We start from the raw sequence: 22,743 nt of genomic DNA on the forward strand, positions 1-22,743 counted from the left end.
CAGGGTCGTGACTGCGCGATGAGCCGGTCAGCTGTCGCCGTCAACTTCAATCACGCGCGCACGCCCGCCGGTGGGCTCTCGCTTTCGCAGGGTGACTTGCAGGAATCCATCGCGATAGATCGCCCGGATTTGGTCCCGATCGATCCTGACTTCGGAAGGCAAGGGTATCTCCCGTTGAAACGGGCCGTAGTAGACCTCCAACTGAAAGCAGCGTGTCCGGTCGTGTCGTTCTTCATCCGGTTCGGTTCGTTCGCCAGAGATGAGGAGGTGCCGGTCATCACCGGAAAGCGTGATGTTCAGGTGCTCCGTACGCACGCCGGCAAGCTCTACCTTGAGTACCAGCGCCTCATTGGTCTCGTACATGTCGACGCACGGTTGAAATCTTATCGCGCGCATGGCTTCCTGTGCCGTGTGCCGCATATCGGATTCGAGCTGCAGAAACACGTCCAGCGGCGACAATCGTCTGCCTGTCATTTCACTTCTCCTTCCCTGGTGACGGTTTGCCATGGCGTTCAGCCCGATTTAGCCCACGCAAACCCGACGCGTCGTTGGGAAAAACCTTCAGAAAGCGCTCCCATGCACTGTGTGCCGCACGCCAGCGGCCCTCACGCTCAAACACCAGCGCCCATGCCATCCACGTTTGCCGATCTGTCGGGTCCAGCTGCCGTGCAATCCGGTAGTGCTGCTCCGCCAATGCATATTGACGATTCAGGAGGCAAGTTTGCGCCAGAAGCACCTCGTAGCGTTTGCGGTCTGCGGGCGCCACCTGCTCTCCGACCTCCAGCGTTTTCATGGCGTCTGCCGGGTCACCAGCATTGTCGTACAGGTCTGCCAACGCTTCGCGGGCAGCAAAGTAGCCGGGCTTAAGCGCTACCGCCTTCTTCATCTCCGTAAGTGCGCGGTTCTCGTGCCCGTCTTCTTGAAGTTCGTCACCTAGATTGAACGCATGCACTGCCGAATAGTCCACCGATCTTGGCAGTGCAAACCGAATCGCCATCGCCACGGCCAATACTGCCACGACCGCGGCGACAACAAACCGGCGCCGCCCATTTCGCGAGGGCTCGGTTACGTCGCCCGGATTGTTCGAGAGCATAGGCTGGAAACTACGATCGGCTGCAGCTTACACAGCACACGCATCGAATGCCTGCTGCATCGCCGCCCGGATGTCGCCTTCCGGTACCAACTCCTGCCCGATATACCCGGTATAACCCGTCTCAGCAATAGCCTTGCTGATTCCCCTGTAGTTCAGTTCCTGTGTATCGTCCAGTTCGTGGCGCCCCGGGTTACCCGCGGTGTGATAGTGGCCGATCCACTGCGCATTGTCGCGAATTGTTCGGATGACGTCGCCTTCCATGATCTGCATGTGGTAGATGTCATAGAGAAGCTTGACGGATGGTGAGTTGACCAAACGGCACACCTCTACCCCCCATGACGTGTGATCGCACTGGTAGTCCGGGTGGTTCACTTTGCTGTTCAGCAGTTCCAGCGTGAGCACTACTCCCGCCGACTCGGCCGCGCGAGCCACGCGTGCCAGGCCTTCGGCGGTAACGTCCAGGCCCTCCGAATCGGAGATTCCATCGCGGTTGCCGCTGAACACAATCATAACCGGCACCCCCCACTCGCCGGCGATCACCAGGTTATCGTTTATTTCCCGCTCGATCCGATCATGGTTTTCGGCGCGGTTCAAGCCATTGGTCAGGGTTCCGTGGCCACCCATCGTGGCAATGGCCAGACCGGCGTCGCGCACCATTGCCCACGACTCGCGCGGGATCATCTCCACGCCGTGGTAGCCAATTCGCTTCGCATCGCGCAGCAGGCTAACTGGATCGTTTCCATCTCGGTGGAAGCACCACCATGCAAACGATTGTTTCAATTTTGAATACTCCTTTCATTCAGCCACGGCAATTGCGCCTCACAATTCCTCACTTCAGATCGGCGCTCCTTCATCCGCACGGCGGTCGTGGTGCGTTCGCACAATTGCCGCTGCACGGGTTGACATGCCGCGCAGCGAGCAATATAATGACTGCGTTCAACACGGCGTCGGCAGCCGGGCATTTGTCCGACGGGCCGCCGGAGGCGATTATTGGCCCGTATGATCGGTAACCCGACCCAAACGCGTGGCGTCCAATCGTTTGTTCAGCTGTACCGCTCCAGATTCGCATTAGCGGCTGGGCCACCCACGGCATCCGGCAAAACAGGCAGGGGGTTCTACATGATCAGGCTTCGGCCCGCGTCACCCATTTATCGAGCAGTTGCACCGCTCGCGTTACTCCCGTTGCTCGCGATTCTGGTTGGAACTGCGCGTTCCGCCGCGGCACAGGACGCTGCCATCCAGGCGCCGTTGAGTATCTATTGGCAGTTCACGAGCATTCCAACGCCGAACAATCCGGCGGCCGTCGTCGAAGACGGGAACACCGCCTACCTCGCCGCAGGCGCCCGCGTTTACGCAGTGAACCTTGCAGACGGCTCCGAGAAATGGCGTTATCCTCGGAGCGGCAATCTCCCCTCAACGATTCAAGGGACGCCGGCGATCGCAGATGGAACGTTGTATCTCGCTACCGGCGAAGGCCTCGCAGCGCTCGATACCGCGACGGGTAAACCGGCATGGCCAACGTACCACGTTCGTGGCGGAGCGGCAACCGCACCGCGCGTCGTCGGGAGCGCCGTGTACTTCGCGGGCCAAAATGGATCGTTTTACGGCGTGGATGCTCATTCCGGTCTGTCGCTTGGCGGCGTATGGGATCAGAATGGCCGCATCGGAATCCCGTCCGGCGGTGACCTGGTCGGTGATTTTGACATCGCCAACGGCAGCCTGATCTATATCACGGCCGATCAGGCGATGCACTCCGTCAACATCGGTACCGGTGTTCAGGAGTGGGCGCGCAGGATGGATGCAGATGTTTCCAACGCTCACCTGGTGCTTGGCGGCGAAGTGATGTACGTTGCCGCGCAGAATACGCTCATGCAACTGCGCACGATGAACGGCGACCCGCGATGGACGATTCCTCTTCCGAGCTCGGCCGCAACACCGCCTGCGGTAGGGCCGGACGGCACCGTCTACCTGGTCTGCTCGAACCGGCGCGTCTACGCCATCAACGCGCAAGGGCACGGCGCGTGGAAGGTGTTTCCAAAGTTGCCGTACGACGTTGCAGCGCAGCCGACGGTTGCCGGCGGTCTGGTGATCGTTCCCACGCTCGAAGGCGGCGTATTTGCTCTGGATGCCGCCACCGGAACCCTGAAATGGAACTGCAAGATCGCCCCATCGGGACGCAACGCAACTGCGATCCCAACGGCGGCGAATGCGGTGCGTCGCGCGCTTGTGGCCAACGGAGCGCTGTATGTCTATACGGATGATGGCACGCTTACTTCGTTTCACAGCGGCGATGTTGCCGATGTGGCGCCGCGTGTCAAGCCAGTCGATCCGAAGTCCGGCGATTATCTGAACGGTGAGCCACCATTCCGGGTTGCCGCCACGATCACGGACGGGAGTTCTGGCCTCAATTTCGGAACACTGAGCTTGATGCTCGATTCCGCGCGCATTCCGTTCAAGGGCACGCCCGATGATGCATCCGCGGATAAGCCGGGCTTTACATTTGATCCGGACACGAACACGGTCGAGTTCTTCACCACCCAGACGGACGTTGGGCGATCCAACGCTCTCTCGGACGGACCGCATACAGCAACCGTGAGCGTCACGGATTGGTCCGGCGTCCAAACCGTCAAAACCTGGACATTTGTTGTGGATAACACACTGGCAAAGCGATCCGACACGAACAACAATCAACAGGGTCCCGGCAAGGGACTAGGCGGCAACGGAGGCAACGGTGGCAACGGCGGAGGGGGAGGCGGTGGCTAGGTACTGCACAGGCCACCGGCTTTTGAGCCGCTGTGGCCGCCATCGTGCACTACATGCCCGCTAGCTCCGATACTCCCGCGGAGACGGTCGACGGTACTCAACCTGCTGCGACGGAGTCGAATGCGTCGTTCGCAGAAATGGAAGCCTGGCTGTGGCTCGCCAACGCTCAGCTGCCCGCACGCGCCGCCTCGGAGCTGCTGCGCCAGACATCGTGGGACCCGCTGACTGCTCTGCAAGCCACGGATGAGCAGCTTATCCAGGTTGCGGGGCTGCTTTCCCGCCATGCCGAGCGCCTCCGTGACCGGCAAAACCGGCCTCCGGCGCGGGTTGTGGACTGGGCATTGGCGCATCACTTACAGGTGGTGCCTCAGTGCAGCGGCGCCTACCCGGCGGGACTCCGATCCATCGGTGATGCTCCGGCCGCGCTCTATGTGTTGGGCAATGTCGGTCTTCTAACCTCGCCGGGCCTCGCCATCGTTGGCACTCGCACTCCAACACCATACGGACGCGCCGTAGCCGAGAGGTTTGCCCGCGAGCTAGCGGCGCTGGGCGTTACGATTGTCAGCGGCGCCGCGCACGGTATCGATACGGCGGCACACCGCGCAGCGCTGGATGCCGGGGGTGGGACTACAGCGGTTATCGGATGCGGGCTGGACGTAGCATATCCACGCGAGAATCGCGAGCTACTTCAGCGGATAGCGCGATCCGGGGCACTTGTTTCTGAGTACGGCCTCGGCGCCAAGCCGGACTCGTGGCGATTCCCGCAGCGGAACCGCATTATAAGTGGCCTCTCCGACGGCGTATTGGTTGCGGAGGCTGCGGCGGTCTCAGGCGCGCTTCTTACAGCCCGGCTGGCAGCGGAGCAGGGCCGGGTTGTGCTGGCCGTACCCGGGAATATCGATCGGGCAAGCGCCGTCGGGTGCAATGAACTGATCAAATCCGGCGTCACGGTTGCAACGTGCAAAGAGGATGTGCTGGCCGCGCTTCGGTACTGGCCGGTGAAGGCGCCGGCCTCACCGGCTTCTCAGTTGACGTTTGACGAGGGCGAGCAGAATCCGCCGGCAGCAACGGGATCTGCAGCGGTCCGGATGCCCGACTTACCGACATCACAGGCAGCGGTCTTGGCGGTTCTTTCGCTAGTCCCGCAGCACATCGATACGGTTGCCGAACTGGTGCAGAGGCCGGTTGCCGACACCGCCGTGGAACTTACGATGCTTGAGCTCGCCACATTGGTCGCGCGGCTCCCGGGCAATCTCTTTGTACGCACGTTCTAGCCATCTGAAATCGCCTCAACTCAGAACGCACTCCACGCCAGTCGCTGTACGCAGGCGTGTACCGGGTTCCGCATGCTCATGGCGGACAAAGCCGAGTGCTAGCGCACCACCGGCCCGACTGTCGGCAAAACTAGTGATTCGCCCAACTACGGCTGGCTTGTCTTCCTGCAGAAGTTCCTGGCCAACGAGCGATTCCTCGGCATTCCGCACCGTCAGGCGGCATAGCTTGCGATTCGTATGACCGCGAGCCTGGATGCGCGCCACTATCTCCTGCCCGATGTAACATCCCTTCCGTGCGCTGATATGGGTGTCGTCAAGACCCAATTCAGGCGCTAACACCGCCTCGCCAAACTCCTGGGGCCATCGCGGAATCCCTGCTTCAATCCGGCAAAGCTCCCAATCGCTCAAACTGGCGCTCGGCATTGCCGCTTTCAGCCGAGCGACTAAGGGATGAACGGCAGACGCTGCTGTCACAACGTCAACTCCACCGGATCCGCATCTAGCATGAGTGACGAGCTGTGCGGCTTCGCCTTCACTCAGCGCACTTGCCGCTGCCTCTTCCGCCAGCGGGCCCTGAATACTTACGACCGATAACTTGTCAGCCGGAACACTTAACACCGCGTCTTCCGCGATTAGAAACTGATCCAACCAATTGACGACTGGACGTGCCGCGCCGTCCGGAACGATAAGCACGACGCAGGTATCCGGCGGCTCGGGATCGAGAACGGCTCGCAATTCGGGGCCAGGCAGCACCGTGCACGCCTCGAAACGGGCGTGTCCGGTTGCGTCCAGCAGCAGCGCGCGAACCGGGTAGTTCGGCTTCAGCTCGGCAAGGTCGTTCGAAACGAGGCCCTGCAGCCAGCTGATCGCGTCGGCGCCATGACAGCATACGATCTCCCCACAGGGAATTGGCAGCAGGGCGGCGCCGGATCGGAGCGCGGCCAATGCGTCAGTGGTTGCGCTAGCCGGGGGCACGGTGCGCCAGAGTCACCGAGGCCTGGGCCAGCGGCTTGACCACGATCTCATCCACATTCACGTGTGCCGGCCGGGTTGCCGCCCAAACCACACAATCTGCAACATCGCCGGCAGTAAGCGGCGTCAAGCCGGCGTAGACCTGTGCCGCCCGGGACTTGTCACCGCGAAAGCGCACCTCGCTGAACTCGGTCTCGACCATCCCGGGCACGATTTCCGTAACGCGCACCGGCTTGCCCAGAAGCTCCACGCGGAGCGCCCGGGTAATAGCTCGCACGCCGAACTTCATGGCGTTGTAGCCGGAACCACCTGCGTATACCTCGCGTCCGGCGATACTACCGATGTTGATGACGTGTCCATCGCCAGACTGCTCCAGCCTGGGCAAGAGCTCGCGAGTCATTCGCATCAATCCGAGAACGTTGCTGTCGAACATCTGCTGCCAATCCTCGTCTGTGGCGTCTGAGACACGATCCAACCCCAGTGCTCCGCCGGCGTTATTCACCAGCAGGTTGATGTTAGGAACATGTTCGCAGAACGCCCGAACACTAGCTGCGTCGGCAACATCCAGCGGCCACGCATCACCACCCGCGGTGCGAGCAACCTGGTTCAAGCGCTCGACCCGGCGCGCACCGCAAACCACGTGGAAGCCGGCTGCAGAGAGTGCGCTGACGCAGGCCGCGCCGATTCCGCTGCTGGCGCCAGTTACTACAGCTACCTTTGAATGCGTCATAAAAGAAAAGATACTCTCACGCTGCCGCCAGCTCGGTCACCAGCTGAGTCAGCGTCACAAACCTCGCGCCGCGCTTCTTCAAATAGTCGGCAACATTCCTTAAGTGGGCACCATTGTCTGCACAGTCGGTCATGCCCAGGCACAGCACCGACTGCGTTTGGCGTGAACTGTCGATGATCGGCTTGAGCTTGTCCAGCCCAACGTCCACATAGCCACGCACTTCATCCAATCCCGCGACCGGTACCACCCAGAGTTTGGATGGCCCGGGCTCGTGCACGTGATCGTACGCCGGGTGGTACGGCGACCGTGGTGCGCCCTCGGGTGGGTTGGAGCTGGATCCTGGCGTCGCATCGACCAATATGCCAACGTCCTCAAGCGCCTTCACATCGCCCGCCTGCAGATCGCCTTGCGCGGCTCGAAAAGCGGTGGGTTTGATGGAGTACTGCTTCAGTACATCCTTGCCCAAACGGATGAGATCGCCGCGCTCCACGGTGCTGCCCGCGGTGGCATCAAATGTAAGGTAAAGTCCCAGTTCGTGCCAGGCGGGTATACGATGCAGATACTCCCGATGGTACAGGCTGGCGTTAGTCAGCGGGTCGTGCTCTTGAACGCCGATCAGCCAGGTGAGCGGTATAGCCTCCTGCTCGGCCGCCGACACAATGCTCGAAACGAAACATTTGGATTGGGAGGCACAGGTGCAATCCACAGTGACCGCTACAGTTGTGTCCGACATTCTCCTACCTCCCACCATCTGGATTCGCCAAACATGGGGCGGGTCGCCGTCCGCCGATCACCGCCTCGGTTCGCCCAACCGGCCGTCTAATCCTGCACCGTAGCGCGCTATCCGTTCTTCACGGGGCCAAGGATCGGGGCGTTTATTGCCTGCACGTCGTCGGCCATGGTGCACGTGTAGACTGCCGTTCCGTCCCACGCCGGCGTGGAGAATATGTTGCCCGGGCCGAGATTATACGTCCACTGCAGCCGCCCAGTTGCGGTGCTGACCACAGCAACTTGACCGCGCACTCCCATGATGGCAAAGCTTGTGCCATCTGGCGACAGTGCAGGCGAGGAGTCGTAGATAGTCTGCCCGATTGCGCCCGTCCACAGCGGCGCGCCGGTCACGCGGTTGAATGCGTACACGTTGCCATTGGCGCCAAGGCCCCCAACGACGATCGCCTGGCCGGCAACCACCGGTGATGAGTAGCCCAGCGTGTCGCCGCCCGTTGGCGCCGACGTGGTCCATAGCTCCGCACCCGTGTCTACATTCATGGCATGCAGGTCACCGTCATCTGAACAGACGTATACGGCATCACCGGATACAGCAGGCGAAGAGATTGCCGGCGAAAAGTAAAAAAGCCGGCCGATGTGCCGAGTCCAGGCGATCGTGCCGGTCTGGCAATTCAGTGCGTAAAACGTGTTGTCCCATCCGCCCAGAAAGAAGAGCGTGCCGTTTGTTGCTGCGCGAGATTGAAAGAAGGCTCCAGCGGCTTGGCGCCATCGTAGCGTACCACGCTCCGCATCGAGTCCAATAATCTCGTGATCGCCGCCGATGCAGACCACACCCGCGGCTACGGCTGCCGAGCCAAACACTGGCGCACCCGCGTCGTATTTCCACTTCAAGCGGCCGTTTTGCGCGTGCAACGCATACACAAATCCATCGGTCGAACCGATATAGAGGCTGTCGCCCCTGATGACCGGCGAGCTCAAAACGGCACCTTTGGTGGCAAACACCCAAAGACGGCGTCCGGTTTTGGCATTGAACGCGTATACATGATGATCGTTACTGGAGACGTAGAGAATGCCGTTATCCAGCGTGGGACTTGATTGAATGGCCCCGTCCAGATCGACCGCCCAGCGCCGGTTGGGCTCATTTACATCGCGCTCAACCTCAAAAATCAATTCGTCCTCGAGAGTTATCTGATTGCTGGTGGTAAGGGCAATGTCACATGCGTGTATACCGATCTGCATACCGGCCGTAAGGAATTGGTCACGCCAAACGTTGCGCGCCGACCTGGTAAGCGGCTTCCAGGCGCCATCGTCGATCCGGTACTTGGCCGTCTCGTGGTCGGGTACGTCGGCGATTGCCCGCGGTTCGAGGCGAGCGGCGGGTCTCCGGCGCGCGAGGTAGGGTACATCCGGATCATCCCATGCTGCCTGCAGATGTGACGAGGATTCTCCCGGTGAGATTGGAATATCTGCGATGTGGACGGGCTTGTCAGGCTCTTCCTTTTCGACGCGGTCGATGCGCACAATGAGCGGACTGACACTTACCTGATACCACGAGCCTTGATAGAGGCCGCGCGCCATCAGCGTGAGAATGCCGTTCGTTCGCCATACCAGGTCCTGATGTCCATGGCCGACGAAGATCGCCAGGACGTTGTGACCGGCCAGCGCGTGGTCCACATCAAACTCATTATCGATCATCCGTGTATCGGGTGGATCGCGCCCTATCCAGTGATGCATGAACACAAAGATCGGTGTCGTGCTGCGAACGTGCTTAAGGTCAGCCCGGAGCCAGTCGAGCTCGTGCCGATCCACGTGGCCGAAGTGCTCCAGCATCACGGTGGTATCCAGAATGATAAAGTGGACGCCGTGATAGTCGAAGGACTGGTACAGCCTTCCGAACTGACGCACGAATCCCTGCTTTCCCTCCGGACACCAACGCACGTCATCGTTGCCGGGCGCGGCATAGAAAGCGATGCCGGCCTGCTGCAGGCCGTCAATGCCTTCTTTAAACCGGGCGTACTCCTCCGGCCGCCCCGACTCCGTGATATCGCCGCAATCCACGGCGAACGCCGGACGCGGATCCATGGCGAGAGCCGACGCAACAAGGTTCTTCAGCCCCTGATTGTCGCCGCTTGCCGTCTGGTGTGTGTCGCTAAAATCCAAGAAAGTAAACGAACGGTCGCCGGTGCCTTCCTGTGCTCGGCAGGGCTTCCCTCCGGCAATTTGGAGAGCCACCAGTAGCGATATGGTGACCGGCAAAAGCGCGGCGCTGAAAAGCCTGGCAGCGGTCACCGATCTATTTCCAGGCGGGGTGGCGTGGCAAATGCAGCGTACTGAGCGTTGAGGTCCGCCATCGTGCGCTCGCCAGGATGGAACAGCAGCCGGTAGTGAAGATGGAGTGTCTCGCCGGGTGCAAGCGTAAAATCGCCCGCGCCTTTAGGCTGGTGCAAGAATTCGTGCAGCCCAAACGGATTGGCGGCAAACAGTCCATAATCACGAGCGTGCCAGGTCTCCGGGTGCCGAAGGTTGTGCGGTGCGTCCATCATGGTGATTCCCCAAAGCTCCCCATGAACGGGACCTGTGTAGTCCACCCAGTCTTGACGGGTACCCCAAATCTGACCGTCAACCTTGCCGTCGGACGCCGTCATCCGCGCCTCCGGATCGCGTGATGGACAGAGTGTATCCGGTACCCGCATTCCAAAGGAGCCTTCCTTGGTATCGCCAAAAACGAGGGCCCGGGCAACTGGTGTCACGGTTACGTCGAAATCCATCACGCGGGTACCATCGGAGAGTAGATAGACCGTCACGCCGCGCGTGTCATCGGCCACGTGCTGACCATCGGGCTGGATCCAGGCGGTTTGCGCGGTGAACCCGGCACAAACCGGTCCGCTGTACACTTGCGAGAATCCGGTATTGATCGTCCTGCCCGTATTGCGCCCTTCACTCCAATAGTCCACGCCGTTTACATCCCCATGGGTAAACCACAGGCCCCTGTGGTGCGGGTGGTCGTGCGACTCTCCAGGCACGTTCTCCATCGGGTAGTGGCGCGTGAGAGCATGCCCATCGCCATCCAGAATGGGATAGAAGAACGGCTTGTTCGGACCTCCATGGGTTTGGTAACGGGTGAATAGTGCCTGCCCAACACGAATGAATACGTCACCGCCCTCTGTAGAAGCGGCGCAGATCGTCGGGGCGTCGGAGAGATGTTCCAGCAACGTATAAGTGCGCTTCTCCCCCTCATTCAGCGGCGCCATGATCAGCATGATCGACATTTGAGTGCCCACCGGCACAGCCTGGCAGTAACCACAGCCGGCATCGCTGGTGAACAGCCATGTACCGGCGGCCAGGTTCCATGGCGCCATAATACGGATCGCCGCCTCGGGGTAGGAGGAGTTTTCCGCGTGCAAGGTAAATCGGTGGTTCGCTTCGGCCCGTCCTGCCGCGCCCGCTGCAGCGACGGCAGCCATCAGAGCGGCGGAGGCGATCGCGGGCCTCACTCCCAACACTCGGAATAGAAACAGAAGGTGGTTGTGCATGCCGGTTGTGACAGTTGATGGAGAAACGAAGGTTGAATGTGAATGGGGTAAAAAGCTCGTGCTGTGCCTTGAGGATGGCGGCATTGACATCCTCCATCGATGCGGTGGTTTAGCCCGCTGTACCACATGCCGGGTCGTGGTTCTGGATGGCTCCGTTCCGCCTATGAGCATCCGCGAGCAAGCCGCGCTGGCTGATCCTGAGTTAATCGCCACATACCGGCTATCCTGCCAGTTGCGAGTCGAGGGAGATCTTGTTGTAAGCGTGGTCAACCGCGCAACGGCTTGCGGTCTCAGTCCGGGCCCTCGTCCAGCGCCGTAGGTCCACGACCGGCCCTCCCCTCACCAATATCTGCTCCGCGGTTCGACAGGGCATCGGCTTTGCGATTCTGCTCGCGCGGAATGTGGCGAATTGCAGCTTCATCGAAGGTCGCCATCAAGGCTAATGCCCGAGCGTGGAGTTGAGAAAGGTGTGCGGCGCGAACCTTGTAAATGCCCATCACCTGGCGTGCCATCAGCTCACTGTCGGTACGAACCTGAACACGCGTGGCGCCCAACTCCGCAGCCTTCTGCAGTCCCCGGATGAGCGCCGTGTATTCGGCCACGTTGTTAGTGGTTGGCGCCAGCGGCTCCGCCAGCTCTGCAAGCTGCTCGCCGGACCTTCCCTCAATATAGACTCCGATGCCGGCCGGACCGGGGTTGCCGCGGGCAGCGCCATCCACGTACACGATCACATCCATGTGGTCAGCCGCCGGACCGCCGCACGTGTTCCGCTAAATGGGACGTTCTACGCACGACGCTGCGGTGGCGGCGAACAGAGGAACCGACCGCAATTGTTGCACATTGGCAGGCCGCGCCCAGCCAGAACGTCACGGATCACCGAATCGGCAACTGCCATTCGGCATGACCCACAGTTGTGACCATCCAGCAACGGGGCCACAGCCACACCGCTTTTGGACGCACGAACGGCATTGTATTGTTGCAAACGCGCCGGCGAAAGACGGGATGCCGCCGTGGAGCGAGCGGCCTTCATCTCAACAGCCTCGGCCTGCAGACGATCCGCACTATGTTTCAAACCTGCACGGACCTCCGCCAGCCCTTTGGCCGCAACGTCTACTGCGGCGCGACGCGCGTCGCACTCGGTAGCCTGGGCATCGGAGGCTTCGGCAGCAGCGACGGCACGCGTCAGTAACAGGTCGCGCTGACGCGCCAGAGCCGCGACCTCGTCCTGCATCGCCTGGAGTTCCTTTGGGATCGTTACCGTGCCGGAGTATAGCTTCCTTTCGTAATCAACGCGCTTTTGCTCGACGCCGCGCGCTTCAATTTCCAGGTCCTTCGCCGCAGCGCGCTTCGCGTGAAGCTCCTGCTCCGCCACGGCCAGTGCCGCCTCGGCGTCTTGCAGCGCCGACTTTTGAGCGTCGCCGCGATTCAGATTTGCCCATGCATGGGTAATCGCTGCAATGCGATTGTCCACCAGTTGTAGTTCGTAAAGGTCCTGCATGATGTGAGTGGTTGTATTCATCGAAAATGCAGCGGCGCCGTTGCCTTACACCGTTTCGGTCGCACCGCTCGTTGCGGGTGCTTCAGTCCTCGTTTGAGACGCGGCTCTGTACCGCCAGCACAAATTGCATCTGCTCTTTCTCGTACCCGAAATCCTGCGGATCGTCATCCGGCGGCCTGAGGTAGCCCTGCTCGGCGATCAGCTGATGCAGTAGTCCCCGCACGACAGCGGATGCCGATACGCCATCCCAGTGCGCCTTCCTGCGCAGCCACTCCACCTCCTCCGTGGTTAGGCGAACGGTCGTGATATGGGGGCGCGACACTGCGGCACTCCGTAACCGATACATAACATCTGTTTAACCGTAAACATTATACCGCCGCCGGTGCCTACCGACTGATTTCGTCCTCGTTATGGTCGGTTTGCGTGCGCCGATTTATGATGACGCGCATGCCTTCCTGCGCTATACTTACGCCATCAAATGTTCTCTGGCCCCTCCCAGGTATTGGGTGTCGGCCGCAGTGGTTGATGAGGCTCCATTTCACTCTCGACCAGTCTCGCGGTATGGACGCGGCCGGATCGCACCTGCAGGGTTAGCACACCAATCGAGCAGCGTGAAGCGGTGAGGCTGGCTTGCCGCTTGTTTGCAAATGGTCGAGTTAATCGGTTGGCAACCAACCGCAGTGTCGTCGTGTGGAGAGGTCCGCATCCTATGCCGTCAAACACCAGAGCCGACCATCACGTGCCAACGGCACGGACACGCACTCGCAGCGTTAGCGCAGTGACAATTACCATTCTGTTTGCTCTGGTTGGCGCAGGCGTCATGGCTCAACAAGCTGGGCCCGGCCAGCCGGCGCCACCGGGTCCGGGCTCAGGCGCCAAGCCTCCGACGGGAAAATCGCAGGTTCACCCGCAGCCCCCGGTCGCGACGCCGAACAATCCTCTCGTCACGCCGCTAACGCCGCAACCGGCCACACTCATCCCACCCACTGCAAACTATGCCGGGCCGTTTCACGATTATCGCTTCGAGGGCACCGGCGTGCCGGAGGCCGTGTCCTCGACGAGCCTTCCGATTCTGGGTTACGACTTCTTTGCTCCCGCGCGAGAGTTAATTCGATTGCGGGCGAAAGCGCTGCAGCAGAAGTACTCGAACGCCAACTCGGTGCCGACCATAACCGGCGCGCCACAGCAAACTCCTGCCGTAGGCGCCGGTGGCGCGCCACCGGCCGGCACTGCGGCCACTGGCGATGCCCAGCAACCGGGCACCGGTCCGGCAACGGGGGCCGGTGTCACCACCGGCGGAACCTCCGGCACAACCGGCGCTGAACTGCAGGCACCGATCCAGGGTCCCCCGGGCCAGATCGGCCAGCCGTTTATGGACACCTCCGGCAGCCAGGCAGCAAATGGATATCAGGGCATTCTCGACCCGATGACCTTGATGTACGGCAACTATGCCGCCACTCCCCCACCCAACTACCGTTTGCAGCCGGGCGACACCATCGTGATTCGCTACTGGTCGCCCACGATGAACGCGCGGGAAGAGACCTTGACATTGGACACGCGCGGCGATGCGGCTCCCGCCGGAACCGGGCCGATCGCATTACGCGGGGTCACGACGCAAGAGGCAGACCGGATCCTGACGCAAAAGCTTCGCGGGTACTACCGCGATGTTGAGGTTACGGTTACTATGGGCCGGCTGAGGACCATTGCTGTGACGGTCAATGGTCAGGTACAGGAGCCGGGCACGTACCTGGTGCCGGCCGGCACAACGGCGTTCAATCTGCTGGCTGCCGCCGGAGGTCCCAGGTCGACAGGCACCATGCGCGACATCGAACTTCGCCGGAACACTCGGGTTGTTGCCCACCTGGATATGTACAAGTTTCTGCTGGACGGCCTCGCACAGGGCGACGTCCGTCTGGACCCGGGTGACATGCTCTATATCGCGCCGCGGCGCGCACAGGTCTCGGTGAATGGAGATGTGCGGAGCCCGGCGCTGGTCGAGATGCTTAGCGGCGAGACGCTCAAGGATGCGCTGCGCTACGCCGGTGGTATTAAGCCCTCCGGTGTGGCGCAAGAGGTGCAGATCACTACGCTGGTTCCCGGCGAAAAACGCGTACTGCGCAACGTGAACGTAACGGCGCCGGCTAGTGCCGGCCAGGTTGAGTTGTTTGACGGTGACCAGGTGAACGTATTCTCGGTAAGAAACCGGTTGGATAACCCCGTAATCGTGGAGGGGCCCGTTCAACAGCCCGGCGACTACGCCATGGCGCCCGGTATGCGCGTCTCCGATTTGGTAGCCCGTGCTCAGGGCCTTCTACCGGAGGCTTACCTGCAGCGGGCCGAACTGTTCCGTTGGAATCCGGACAACACCACCACGCTGGTGCCGGTCAATCTAGCTCAGGCTATGACGGGTGACGCCGCTCAGGATCCGGTTCTCGCACGTTGGGACCGCCTCCATATCTACACGCAGGACGAGATTGCCTGGACGAGCTTCCATCGCGTGACGATAAAAGGCGCGGTGAAGAACCCAGGCATCTACACCCGCAGCGATGGCATGCTGCTGAGCGACCTGGTGCGGATGGCCGGCGGGTTAACGCCAAATGCATCATTGGGTCTCGCGTGGGTGCTTCATCGGCACGGAGATGGCACAGCCAAATACAGCAACGTTCAGCTGGAAGCCGCTCTCAACGGCGACCCCACTCAGGACGTGGTGCTTCAAGACCGCGACACGGTTGCGATCTATACAGCGGATGAAGCGCGCTACATGCCGGAACATGTAGTCACGATCCGTGGTGAAGTCGTGTCACAGGGTTCGTATCCGCGCGGTGAAGGAATGAAGCTCAGTGACCTGATCCGGCTCGCCGGCGGCCTCAAGCCCTCGGCAGGGTCCACGGTCGTCGTGGCGCATGCGCGAAAGGTAGTCGATTCGCCCGGCTCGCAGCCGGTTGACATCACCGTGCACAGCGATTCGCACGGGAACTTCCGGCCCGACGACAATGTGCTGCTGAAGGATGGCGATGTCGTTACGGTGCAGGGCACCGGCGGCTTCATCGACCATGTTCAGATCGTAACGGTGGAGGGCGCGGTCGCACATCCCGGGCCTATTGTGATCAATACGAAAAAGATGCGGCTCAGCGACGCCATCCGACTGGCCGGCGGCCTTCGGCCCGAGGCCTATCCAACCGGCGCAGAGCTGACGCGTGATCCGAAGCAACTTGGCACCACTGGCCAGCGTGCGATTGCAGAGAAGATAGCGCAGTTGAACGACCTGCTGAATACGAGCGAATATGGGCGTGAGGAAGCCCGCGCCAACGTTGCGCAAACGCAGGCGCTGGAGTCGGCTGTTACCGGCGGGACTTCCGCGTTCGGAGGCGCCGCGCCGGCGGCGCCGGTTGGCCTGACCACGGTAACTGCCAGCAAGCTCGTTTCCCCGGCGCGCGAGCTCACAGATCAGCAGCTTCAACCTACCGGCAATGTGGCTATCAACCTACCGGACGCACTGCTCGATCCGGGTGGATCGCATGACATCCTGCTAGCCGACGGCGATAGCATCACGGTGCCCGAGCAGCCGACGACCGTCCAGGTTATCGGTGCGGTTTTCAATGCTCGCGGCGTTGTGTTCAAACGTGGTGCGAACTTGCATTACTACATCGATCAGGCAGGAGGCTTCGCGCCCGATGCGGCAACAAAACGCATCGAAGTCATCCACATGGGCGGAGGCTTGATACCGGCGAGAAGGGTGAGATCACTGTCGGCGGGTGACTTCATACTGGTTCCCACCAAGGTGCTCGCGGCACGAATCAGCAACAACCAGAACCTCTTCGACTCGTTCTTTCGGTCACTAACCAGCGCGGCGCTTGTGTACAAGGTGGCCACAAGCGTGTTCGGCCTGTAGCGCGTATGCCGATCAACAGCGATGGTGACAGTGATGGCGCGACCGCCTCGGGTGGCGCGGTGCCGGAGGCAGCCGTGCTGCGCGAGATGCTGCGGGTGCGGCCGCGGCAGTGGCTGCGCGCCTGGCTGATTGCATTCGTTGTGCTAACGCTTCTTGGCCTGTTTGCCCTTCCGCAGACGTACACATCCACGCTCTCGCTTTCGCTGCAGCAGCCCGGACCCAGCATCTCGGGAAGTGGTCTCGGCGCTCTTGTTGGCCTTGGAGGTGGCGCCAAGACCTATACCGGAGTGCTGCGCAGTCGACGATTTGCAACCGCCGCGGAGGCCGTGGGCCACCTGCAGCAACTGGAGCACCTCCGTTCTCACGCCGACGCCGTAGACGAGATTCTGAAAGACGTGCACATCGACGATAATGTGCTGGACGGCCTGGTGTACGTGAGTGTCTCCCTCAAGGGTCCGCCGCTTCTCTCCTTCGCCGGCGCGACGCGTGAGCGAGTTCGACGGACGGCAGAAGCGCTGTGCAATTCGTACGCCACGTCGCTGCGCAACTATCTGGTTTACAACGACACCGATCGCGACTCAATTCTCCGCCGCCACGCTATTGAGCAGCTCGATCAGGTCAACTCTGATTTCAACGCCAGTTTCGCCAGCTACGCCGCATTTGTTCGCAGGTCGAACGCCCGGAATATGGAGGCCGTAGCAACCGCGAACGCGATTCAAGCAGTTCCCATACCGGGCTCATCTGCCGCCACTGGCGCTCCAGTGGGTACGGTAGAGTTGCAGGCGCAGCTTCGCGGCATACAGGCAGAGATTAGCTCCCTGCAATCCGCACAGGACGTAACCCGTCAGATGCTGACCGCGCCCGGCGGAGATATCGCATCCGTTTCGATTGAGGATCCGGTTCTTCTGCAGGAGCGCAAGGCCTATCTGGAGGCACAAGCGACGTACGAGGGGCTCGCGCAACAGTTCGGCCCCAAGTACCCGGCACTAGTCCGTGCGCGCCAGGTGCGTGACGTGACTCGCACGCAGCTGCAAAAGCAGATCCACTCCGTACTGAGCGGTAAGACAAGCGACGCCGTCAAGCTCAAGGCTCTGCAAACGGAGTATGTCACGGTGGCCGACCAGTTGACGGATGCCGATCGCAACTTCAAGGCGGGGCGGGAGCTGGCAACCCGACTGCAATTGAAGGCCGACCGGGTGGCCATCAATCTCGAGAAGTTGAAGGCCGCTGAGACCAAATACCAGGAATTAACGATGGATACGGTCTCGGCACAGAGCCGCATGACCGTGGTCGATCCGGGTCGGGCGCCGCGTCGCGGGGATCCGCACTTTGGCGTGCTCCTGGCCTTGTGCGCCGTTCTGAGTGCGATGGCCGTCGGCGCCTGGGCGGGTTGGGAATATGTGAGCCGCTCCTACACCATGGCGGCGCGCTAAGTGACGGAGGAGCCTGGCACAGGCCGTGGCGCCGCGCATGACCGCTCCGACTACATCGGCGCTGCGGCTGCTGGCCTGAGCTACAACGCCGTCAACGTGGTGTCGCAGTTGGCGGTTGTTCCTATCTATTTGCACGCGATCGGGAGCTACGCTTTTGGGGTGCTTGCGATTCTGATGCAGGTGACCATGTATGCACCGATCGCGGTGAAGTGGATGTCTGGTTCATCGGAGCGCCTGCTTGGCGAAGCGTTTGTCCGTGGCGATTGGCAAGGGTTTGGCGAGGTGCTCCGCGTTACGCGGTTGATCTATGTTGGACACGCGGTCGTGGTGGCCGCAGGTATGGTGTTGTTTGCATACGTCGGCGTCGCCGGCGGCATGGTCCCACTTGCCAGGTTGGCAGATCGGCATGATATCGCTCTGGCGCTCACTTTTACTGGCGCTTACTATGTTTTGCTCTACGACCTGCACGTCATCCGCATTGCTCTCAACATGTGCAAGCGGCAAGCCGTGGGTAACGGTCTTCAGATACTGATGGTTGCGCTTTTCACCTGTCTTGTGATTCCGTGGCTGCACCTCGAGCCACACCTTTGGGTGATAATGGCCAGTTGGACGGCAGCCGTTGGCATCACTCGCATCGCCGCCGACATTTGCGTACGCCGGTCCGGGCTGGTTTTTCAAAGCGGTCTGCCTGGCCGCGCCTGCCGACCTGTTTTCGCCAGGTTGCTTGGCCCGATGGGTTGGGGATATATGCTCTACGGCTTGCTGCTGCTGACGCTGCAATCGGATACGCTTATTGTCGGCTGGCTGGGAGGCGCGCTGGCCGCGGCCGCGTTTGTAATGGTATGGAAGGTCGCCGACAATGTCGTGCAGATTCTCTGGCGCCTTGCCGACTACCTCGCGCCCTACCTGATGCACATGGATGCCGCCGATTCTACGGACCGCATGCGCCATTTGGTCGCGCGGGCGCGGCGCTGGTTGATTCCATTTGCGATCGTCTCGGGCGCTGCATACGCCGCTTTTGGACGTACCATTGTTCGGCTGTGGCTGGGCAACCGTGCGCCGGTCAATCCGGTCGGTTACTGGCTGGCAGGGGCCGCAGTCTTCTGGCTGGTAGCCGCGCGTCTGCCTGCAGTGGTTGCTTTTTCCACCGTCCGGCTCCGGCCATTGAACCTGGTGGCCGGCGCTGAGGTAGGCGGAAAACTCCTGCTCACGGTGCTGCTGTTCAAATCCATCGGTTATCTGGCGCCACTCGCGGCGCTCTCCATTGTGCATATCTGCGGCGTTGCGTTTGCCTACCAGCGGCTGACGGCCCAGACAGCACAGCAATCGGGTGGAATGGCGCCGGCATGACGCCCACCGTAACGCTCTTCCTTACAGTTACGCTAGCCTCGCTGCCAATTATCGCATATGCTGCGGTCAGTATCCGTCGCCTCGGCGTGGGAGCATGGCTCTTCACGCCTCAGCCTACTTTTTATTTCTCGTACTTGCTTAACTTTCTGGTTCGCCCCATCCTGTTTTTCACGTTCAACTTTGGCTACGGTCTCTCGCCGTTCGATCCACGAGTATTCATTGAGTCGCAGATATTGGGCACCGCTGGTTGTTGGGCGTTCATGGCGGGCTACGCTCTGCTCCGCGAGAAAAACCTCAGGGCGCGCATCGGCTGCGATGTTGGAAAGCCGCCGATGCCGGCCGATAGCCGTCGACAGACTTGCGCCCGGCAGCTTGCGGCCGGCCTGCTCGCGCTGTGCTGCATGCTGATCTACGCGGCCTTCGTTGCCAAAGCTGGGGCTCTGACGCTGAACATCGGCGAGAACCGCAAGCTGTTTCTGGCTGCCGTCATCGGCGGCGGGTACCTGCTGATGCTGAACACGATGTCGGTCGTGTTCATTACGGTATCGGTGGTTTGTGCGCTCTATACCGGCCGTATGGACAAGCCGGGTATGGCCGCCTTAGCGCTCTACGTGATCGTGAATTCGTTGGTTTCCACACGACACTACGTCACATCGGTAATCTATATCACCGTCTTTGTGCTTTACATACAGCGCCTTCGAATGGGTAGGGTTATTCGCACATCCCGGATAGTCGCCGGGCTTGCAGCGATTCTGGTACTTGGAGTGGGATTGGGGCTGCTGCGCGGCGGTACACAACAGAAGGGCGCGTTCCTGCTTCCACTTGCATACCTGACCGAAACGTTTGACATGTCGGAGATGCTGCAGGAGACGATCAAGGCCCGGTTGCCGCTGGAGTGGGGACGCTCCTGGGTTGAGGACGTGGCATACAGCTTCATTCCGCGGCAGCTTTTTCCAAACAAGCCAACCGTGTTTGGGACTACACGACTGGAACTTGAGGTTGCGCCGGGCCTTGCGCCGTTGCGGACGCTGGTATTCCGGGCTGTCTTTCCCATCGGTATCTATGGGGAGGCCTATGTCAACTTTGGCATTCCCGGCATCGTGCTCCTGATGTTTGGCATGGGCCTCTTTTTGCGGTTTGCAAGCAACTGCTGTCTGGATCTTGCTTACAGCAACGTTCCGCGCATGCGCCATGTGTTCTATCTGGTAATCTTCGGCACGCTCTGTGCAGATACCCTGGGATATATGCGGACTTTCGGCCAGTTTTTAGCAACGATCGGGTTTGATACCCTGCTGTTTGCAGTCTGCTGTCTCGTCGTTGCTGTTGGTCGCGACTTCGTACTCATTCTGACGCCAAAAGCCACGCCACCGGCGGAAACTTCGAGGAGCCTGGATGCGATCCGTTGACGGCAACTACATTCCCGTCGCCGCAATTACTGCGCTCAACGTGGCGTCCATTCGGCGTGCATACTGCTCGCTGGGTACCTCTCATGTATAAAGAGTTTCGCACCAAAGCGAGTACACCGGAGGTATGGACCTCTAACTTCGTGGGTGATCGAAGCTTTACGCTGAGTAAGCTCAACCGAAGCTTGTTCAGCCTCAACCGGCGCCTGTTCGACCCACGATGGCGCGAGATCGCCGCAGCAACACATTCCGGCCAGGAGATACTCGATGCCGGATGTGGCATGGGGCAATGGGTGCAGTTTTTGAACGCGCAAGGTTACGTTGCCGCCGGCCTGGACTACTCCGACCCAATGATTGGTCTGCTGAAGCAGGCATACCCGGCAACCGCCTGGCATGAGGGCGAAATTCAGGCGATACCACTGCCACCCGCCAGCATGGATGCGGTGATATCGTGGGGTGTTATCGAGCACGATGAGGCAGGACCGGAAGCCGCCTTGAAGGAGTTCCATCGGATATTGCGTCCTGGCGGCAAGCTGTTCGTAACGGTACCGATCGACAGCGCCGCCACGCGACGTCTTTCGCTGATCACAGAAGGTCCGCCAGATCGCGATACTGCGACGTTCTACCAGTACTTCTTCACACCGGAGGAGCTGGCCGAGCACGTTGCCGCGGCCGGCTTCACGGTCGATCGCGCGTTTCCATGCACGCGCCACTATATGGTCGCGGCGCCCGGTGTGTACAGGCGCCTTCGCGGATCTCGCCACGTGGTGGAGGCAATGTTGGCCCTGCTGCTTCGCCCCTGGCTAGCAATGCACAAGGATAGCTACCTGATGACCATGGCTGTGGCAACCCGGCATGGCTGACCGTGAGGCGCTGCAACCAGACAGGCGCCGTACCGTGGTGCACATCATTGCGCGGCTCAACGTCGGTGGCCCGGCCATCAACGTGATCTTGCTTACCGCGCGCCTGGATCCTGCGCGGTACCACTCTCTGCTTACCGCGGGAACTGTCTCTAAAAGCGAAGGCGACATGGCCTATCTTGCCGAGCTTGCCGGAGTTGAACCGATCATTGTTACCGGACTTGGACGGGAGCTCTCGCTGACGCGCGACTCCGCCACTCTGATTCGACTCGCACGGCTTCTCCGTGTACTGCGACCGGATGTTGTTCACACGCACACTGCTAAGGCCGGAACGCTAGGTCGGATTGCTGCCCGGATGGTACTTCCACGGAGCACGCGCGTGATCCACACCTTTCACGGGCACGTGTTTCACAGCTACTTCGGGAGGAATAAGACGCGCATCTTCCTTGCGATCGAACGTTGGCTGGCGAAGCGGACCGACCTGCTGATCGCGGTGAGCGAGACGACCCGCCGCGAGTTGATCGAACTGCGGGTGGCGCCACCCGAACGCATCTGCACGGTAGAGCTGGGGATCGACCTTGCCCCCCTCCAGGCGTGTTCCTCGCTAAAGGGCCAGTTGAAGGCGGAGTTAAAACTACCCGCCGATTCCGTGCTGGTTGGTCTCGTCTGCCGGCTGGTCCCGGTGAAAGCCGTGGATATCTTTATCCGTGCTGCGGCGGAGCTCAGGGATCAGTGGCCGCAGGTATACTTCGCCGTGATCGGCGATGGCGAATTGCGCGCGCCGTTGGAGGCTCTGGCAAGCAGCCTGGGACTGGACGGACGCTTGCTGTTTACCGGGTTTCGGCGTGATCTTCCACGGGTTTATGCCGATTTGGACATCGTTGCGCTCACGTCGCGCAATGAGGGGCTGCCGACCAGCCTCGTCGAAGCGATGGCGGCAGGCTGCATTGTGGTGGCGACGCGGGTAGGCGGCGTGCCCGACCTCATCGAAGATGGCGTTACCGGTTACCTGGTGGAACCCGGGGACTATGCCCGGTACGCCGAGCGCATGGCGCAGTCGCTGCAAGAGCAGGCAAAGTGGCCGGCAATGCGGGCCGGCGCGCGAAAATGCGCCTCAGCACGCTTCGGTTTGGAGCGCCTGCTGCGGCAAATGGCCGGCATCTATGACGGAACGGACGACGGCGCCGCCGGCGCAGGCGCCGGATAAGGAACT

The 22,743-nt window shown here is 61.0% G+C and carries 20 protein-coding genes; 9 read left to right on the forward strand and 11 right to left on the reverse strand.

Translation table 11 applies throughout. The annotated features are described in order from the left end of the window. Nucleotides 1-27 precede the first annotated feature (27 nt). Genes KGJ62_11550 through KGJ62_11560 form a run of 3 tightly spaced genes read right to left on the reverse strand, consistent with a single transcriptional unit; the run spans nt 28 to nt 1,873 of the window. Nucleotides 28-474: an Hsp20/alpha crystallin family protein gene (locus tag KGJ62_11550; GenBank protein ID MDE2127216.1), complete on the reverse strand. Its 447-nt coding sequence runs from the start codon at nt 472-474 to the stop codon at nt 28-30. A 1-nt stretch (nt 475) separates the two neighbouring features. Continuing rightward, nucleotides 476-1,093: a tetratricopeptide repeat protein gene (locus tag KGJ62_11555; GenBank protein ID MDE2127217.1), complete on the reverse strand. Its 618-nt coding sequence runs from the start codon at nt 1,091-1,093 to the stop codon at nt 476-478. Between the two features lie 27 nt (nt 1,094-1,120). Then, nucleotides 1,121-1,873 (reverse strand): TIM barrel protein, encoded by a 753-nt coding sequence (locus tag KGJ62_11560; protein MDE2127218.1) that lies wholly within the window; start codon nt 1,871-1,873, stop codon nt 1,121-1,123. A gap of 219 nt (nt 1,874-2,092) precedes the next feature. On the opposite strand from KGJ62_11560, the gene KGJ62_11565 reads away from it, so the two are divergent. Together KGJ62_11565 and dprA are read left to right on the forward strand one after the other, a co-directional pair. Then, entirely contained in the window at nt 2,093-3,856 is a 1,764-nt protein-coding gene (locus tag KGJ62_11565) for a PQQ-binding-like beta-propeller repeat protein (protein MDE2127219.1), read from the forward strand. A gap of 53 nt (nt 3,857-3,909) precedes the next feature. Beyond that, nucleotides 3,910-5,130: a DNA-processing protein DprA gene (gene dprA / locus KGJ62_11570; GenBank protein ID MDE2127220.1), complete on the forward strand. Its 1,221-nt coding sequence runs from the start codon at nt 3,910-3,912 to the stop codon at nt 5,128-5,130. A gap of 15 nt (nt 5,131-5,145) precedes the next feature. Here dprA and KGJ62_11575 read toward each other — a convergent pair whose 3' ends face one another. From KGJ62_11575 to KGJ62_11595, 5 genes are all read right to left on the reverse strand, one after another. After that, nucleotides 5,146-6,105 (reverse strand): hypothetical protein, encoded by a 960-nt coding sequence (locus tag KGJ62_11575; protein ID MDE2127221.1) that lies wholly within the window; start codon nt 6,103-6,105, stop codon nt 5,146-5,148. Beyond that, nucleotides 6,092-6,832: an SDR family NAD(P)-dependent oxidoreductase gene (locus tag KGJ62_11580; protein MDE2127222.1), complete on the reverse strand. Its 741-nt coding sequence runs from the start codon at nt 6,830-6,832 to the stop codon at nt 6,092-6,094. The genes KGJ62_11575 and KGJ62_11580 overlap by 14 nt, the downstream gene beginning before the upstream one ends. Nucleotides 6,833-6,848: 16 nt before the next feature. Further along, nucleotides 6,849-7,565 carry a hypothetical protein gene (locus tag KGJ62_11585; protein ID MDE2127223.1) on the reverse strand — a complete coding sequence of 239 codons (717 nt, stop codon included), beginning with the start codon at nt 7,563-7,565 and terminating at the stop codon, nt 6,849-6,851. 107 nt (nt 7,566-7,672) lie between these two features. Next, nucleotides 7,673-9,850, reverse strand: coding sequence for a PQQ-binding-like beta-propeller repeat protein (locus KGJ62_11590; GenBank protein MDE2127224.1), 2,178 nt, complete (start codon nt 9,848-9,850; stop codon nt 7,673-7,675). After that, a complete protein-coding gene (locus tag KGJ62_11595) occupies nt 9,847-11,055 on the reverse strand; it encodes a PmoA family protein (GenBank protein MDE2127225.1) in 1,209 nt (402 codons plus the stop codon). The genes KGJ62_11590 and KGJ62_11595 overlap by 4 nt, the downstream gene beginning before the upstream one ends. Before the next feature lie 37 nt (nt 11,056-11,092). Between KGJ62_11595 and KGJ62_11600 the strand changes: the two genes are divergently transcribed. Next, nucleotides 11,093-11,413 carry a (2Fe-2S)-binding protein gene (locus KGJ62_11600; GenBank protein ID MDE2127226.1) on the forward strand — a complete coding sequence of 107 codons (321 nt, stop codon included), beginning with the start codon at nt 11,093-11,095 and terminating at the stop codon, nt 11,411-11,413. Here the strand turns inward: KGJ62_11600 and KGJ62_11605 are convergent. The 3 genes from KGJ62_11605 to KGJ62_11615 form a co-directional block, all read right to left on the reverse strand. Beyond that, entirely contained in the window at nt 11,385-11,831 is a 447-nt protein-coding gene (locus KGJ62_11605) for a ribonuclease HI family protein (protein MDE2127227.1), read from the reverse strand. The two genes, KGJ62_11600 and KGJ62_11605, sit on opposite strands and share 29 nt — an antisense overlap. 47 nt (nt 11,832-11,878) lie before the next feature. Then, on the reverse strand, nt 11,879-12,613 hold the full coding sequence (locus tag KGJ62_11610) for a hypothetical protein (GenBank protein MDE2127228.1): 735 nt from the start codon (nt 12,611-12,613) through the stop codon (nt 11,879-11,881). A gap of 61 nt (nt 12,614-12,674) precedes the next feature. Next, nucleotides 12,675-12,914: a hypothetical protein gene (locus KGJ62_11615; protein MDE2127229.1), complete on the reverse strand. Its 240-nt coding sequence runs from the start codon at nt 12,912-12,914 to the stop codon at nt 12,675-12,677. A 456-nt stretch (nt 12,915-13,370) separates the two neighbouring features. Here KGJ62_11615 and KGJ62_11620 point away from each other — a divergent pair, with 456 nt between their 5' ends. From KGJ62_11620 to KGJ62_11645, 6 genes are all read left to right on the forward strand, one after another. Then, nucleotides 13,371-16,484, forward strand: a complete 3,114-nt coding sequence (locus KGJ62_11620) for an SLBB domain-containing protein (protein MDE2127230.1) — start codon at nt 13,371-13,373, stop codon at nt 16,482-16,484. A 5-nt stretch (nt 16,485-16,489) separates the two neighbouring features. Next, entirely contained in the window at nt 16,490-17,917 is a 1,428-nt protein-coding gene (locus KGJ62_11625; protein MDE2127231.1) for a hypothetical protein, read from the forward strand. Next, nucleotides 17,918-19,267 (forward strand): hypothetical protein, encoded by a 1,350-nt coding sequence (locus KGJ62_11630; protein MDE2127232.1) that lies wholly within the window; start codon nt 17,918-17,920, stop codon nt 19,265-19,267. Continuing rightward, nucleotides 19,264-20,673 (forward strand): hypothetical protein, encoded by a 1,410-nt coding sequence (locus KGJ62_11635; protein ID MDE2127233.1) that lies wholly within the window; start codon nt 19,264-19,266, stop codon nt 20,671-20,673. Before KGJ62_11630 ends, KGJ62_11635 begins: the two co-directional genes overlap by 4 nt. 83 nt (nt 20,674-20,756) lie before the next feature. After that, on the forward strand, nt 20,757-21,533 hold the full coding sequence (locus KGJ62_11640) for a class I SAM-dependent methyltransferase (GenBank protein MDE2127234.1): 777 nt from the start codon (nt 20,757-20,759) through the stop codon (nt 21,531-21,533). Further along, a complete protein-coding gene (locus tag KGJ62_11645; GenBank protein ID MDE2127235.1) occupies nt 21,526-22,737 on the forward strand; it encodes a glycosyltransferase in 1,212 nt (403 codons plus the stop codon). The genes KGJ62_11640 and KGJ62_11645 overlap by 8 nt, the downstream gene beginning before the upstream one ends. The last annotated feature ends 6 nt before the right edge of the window (nt 22,738-22,743 follow it).

Source organism: Armatimonadota bacterium (genome assembly GCA_028871815.1).
In the GTDB taxonomy this organism is placed as follows: Bacteria; Armatimonadota; Chthonomonadetes; order Chthonomonadales; family Chthonomonadaceae; genus REEB205.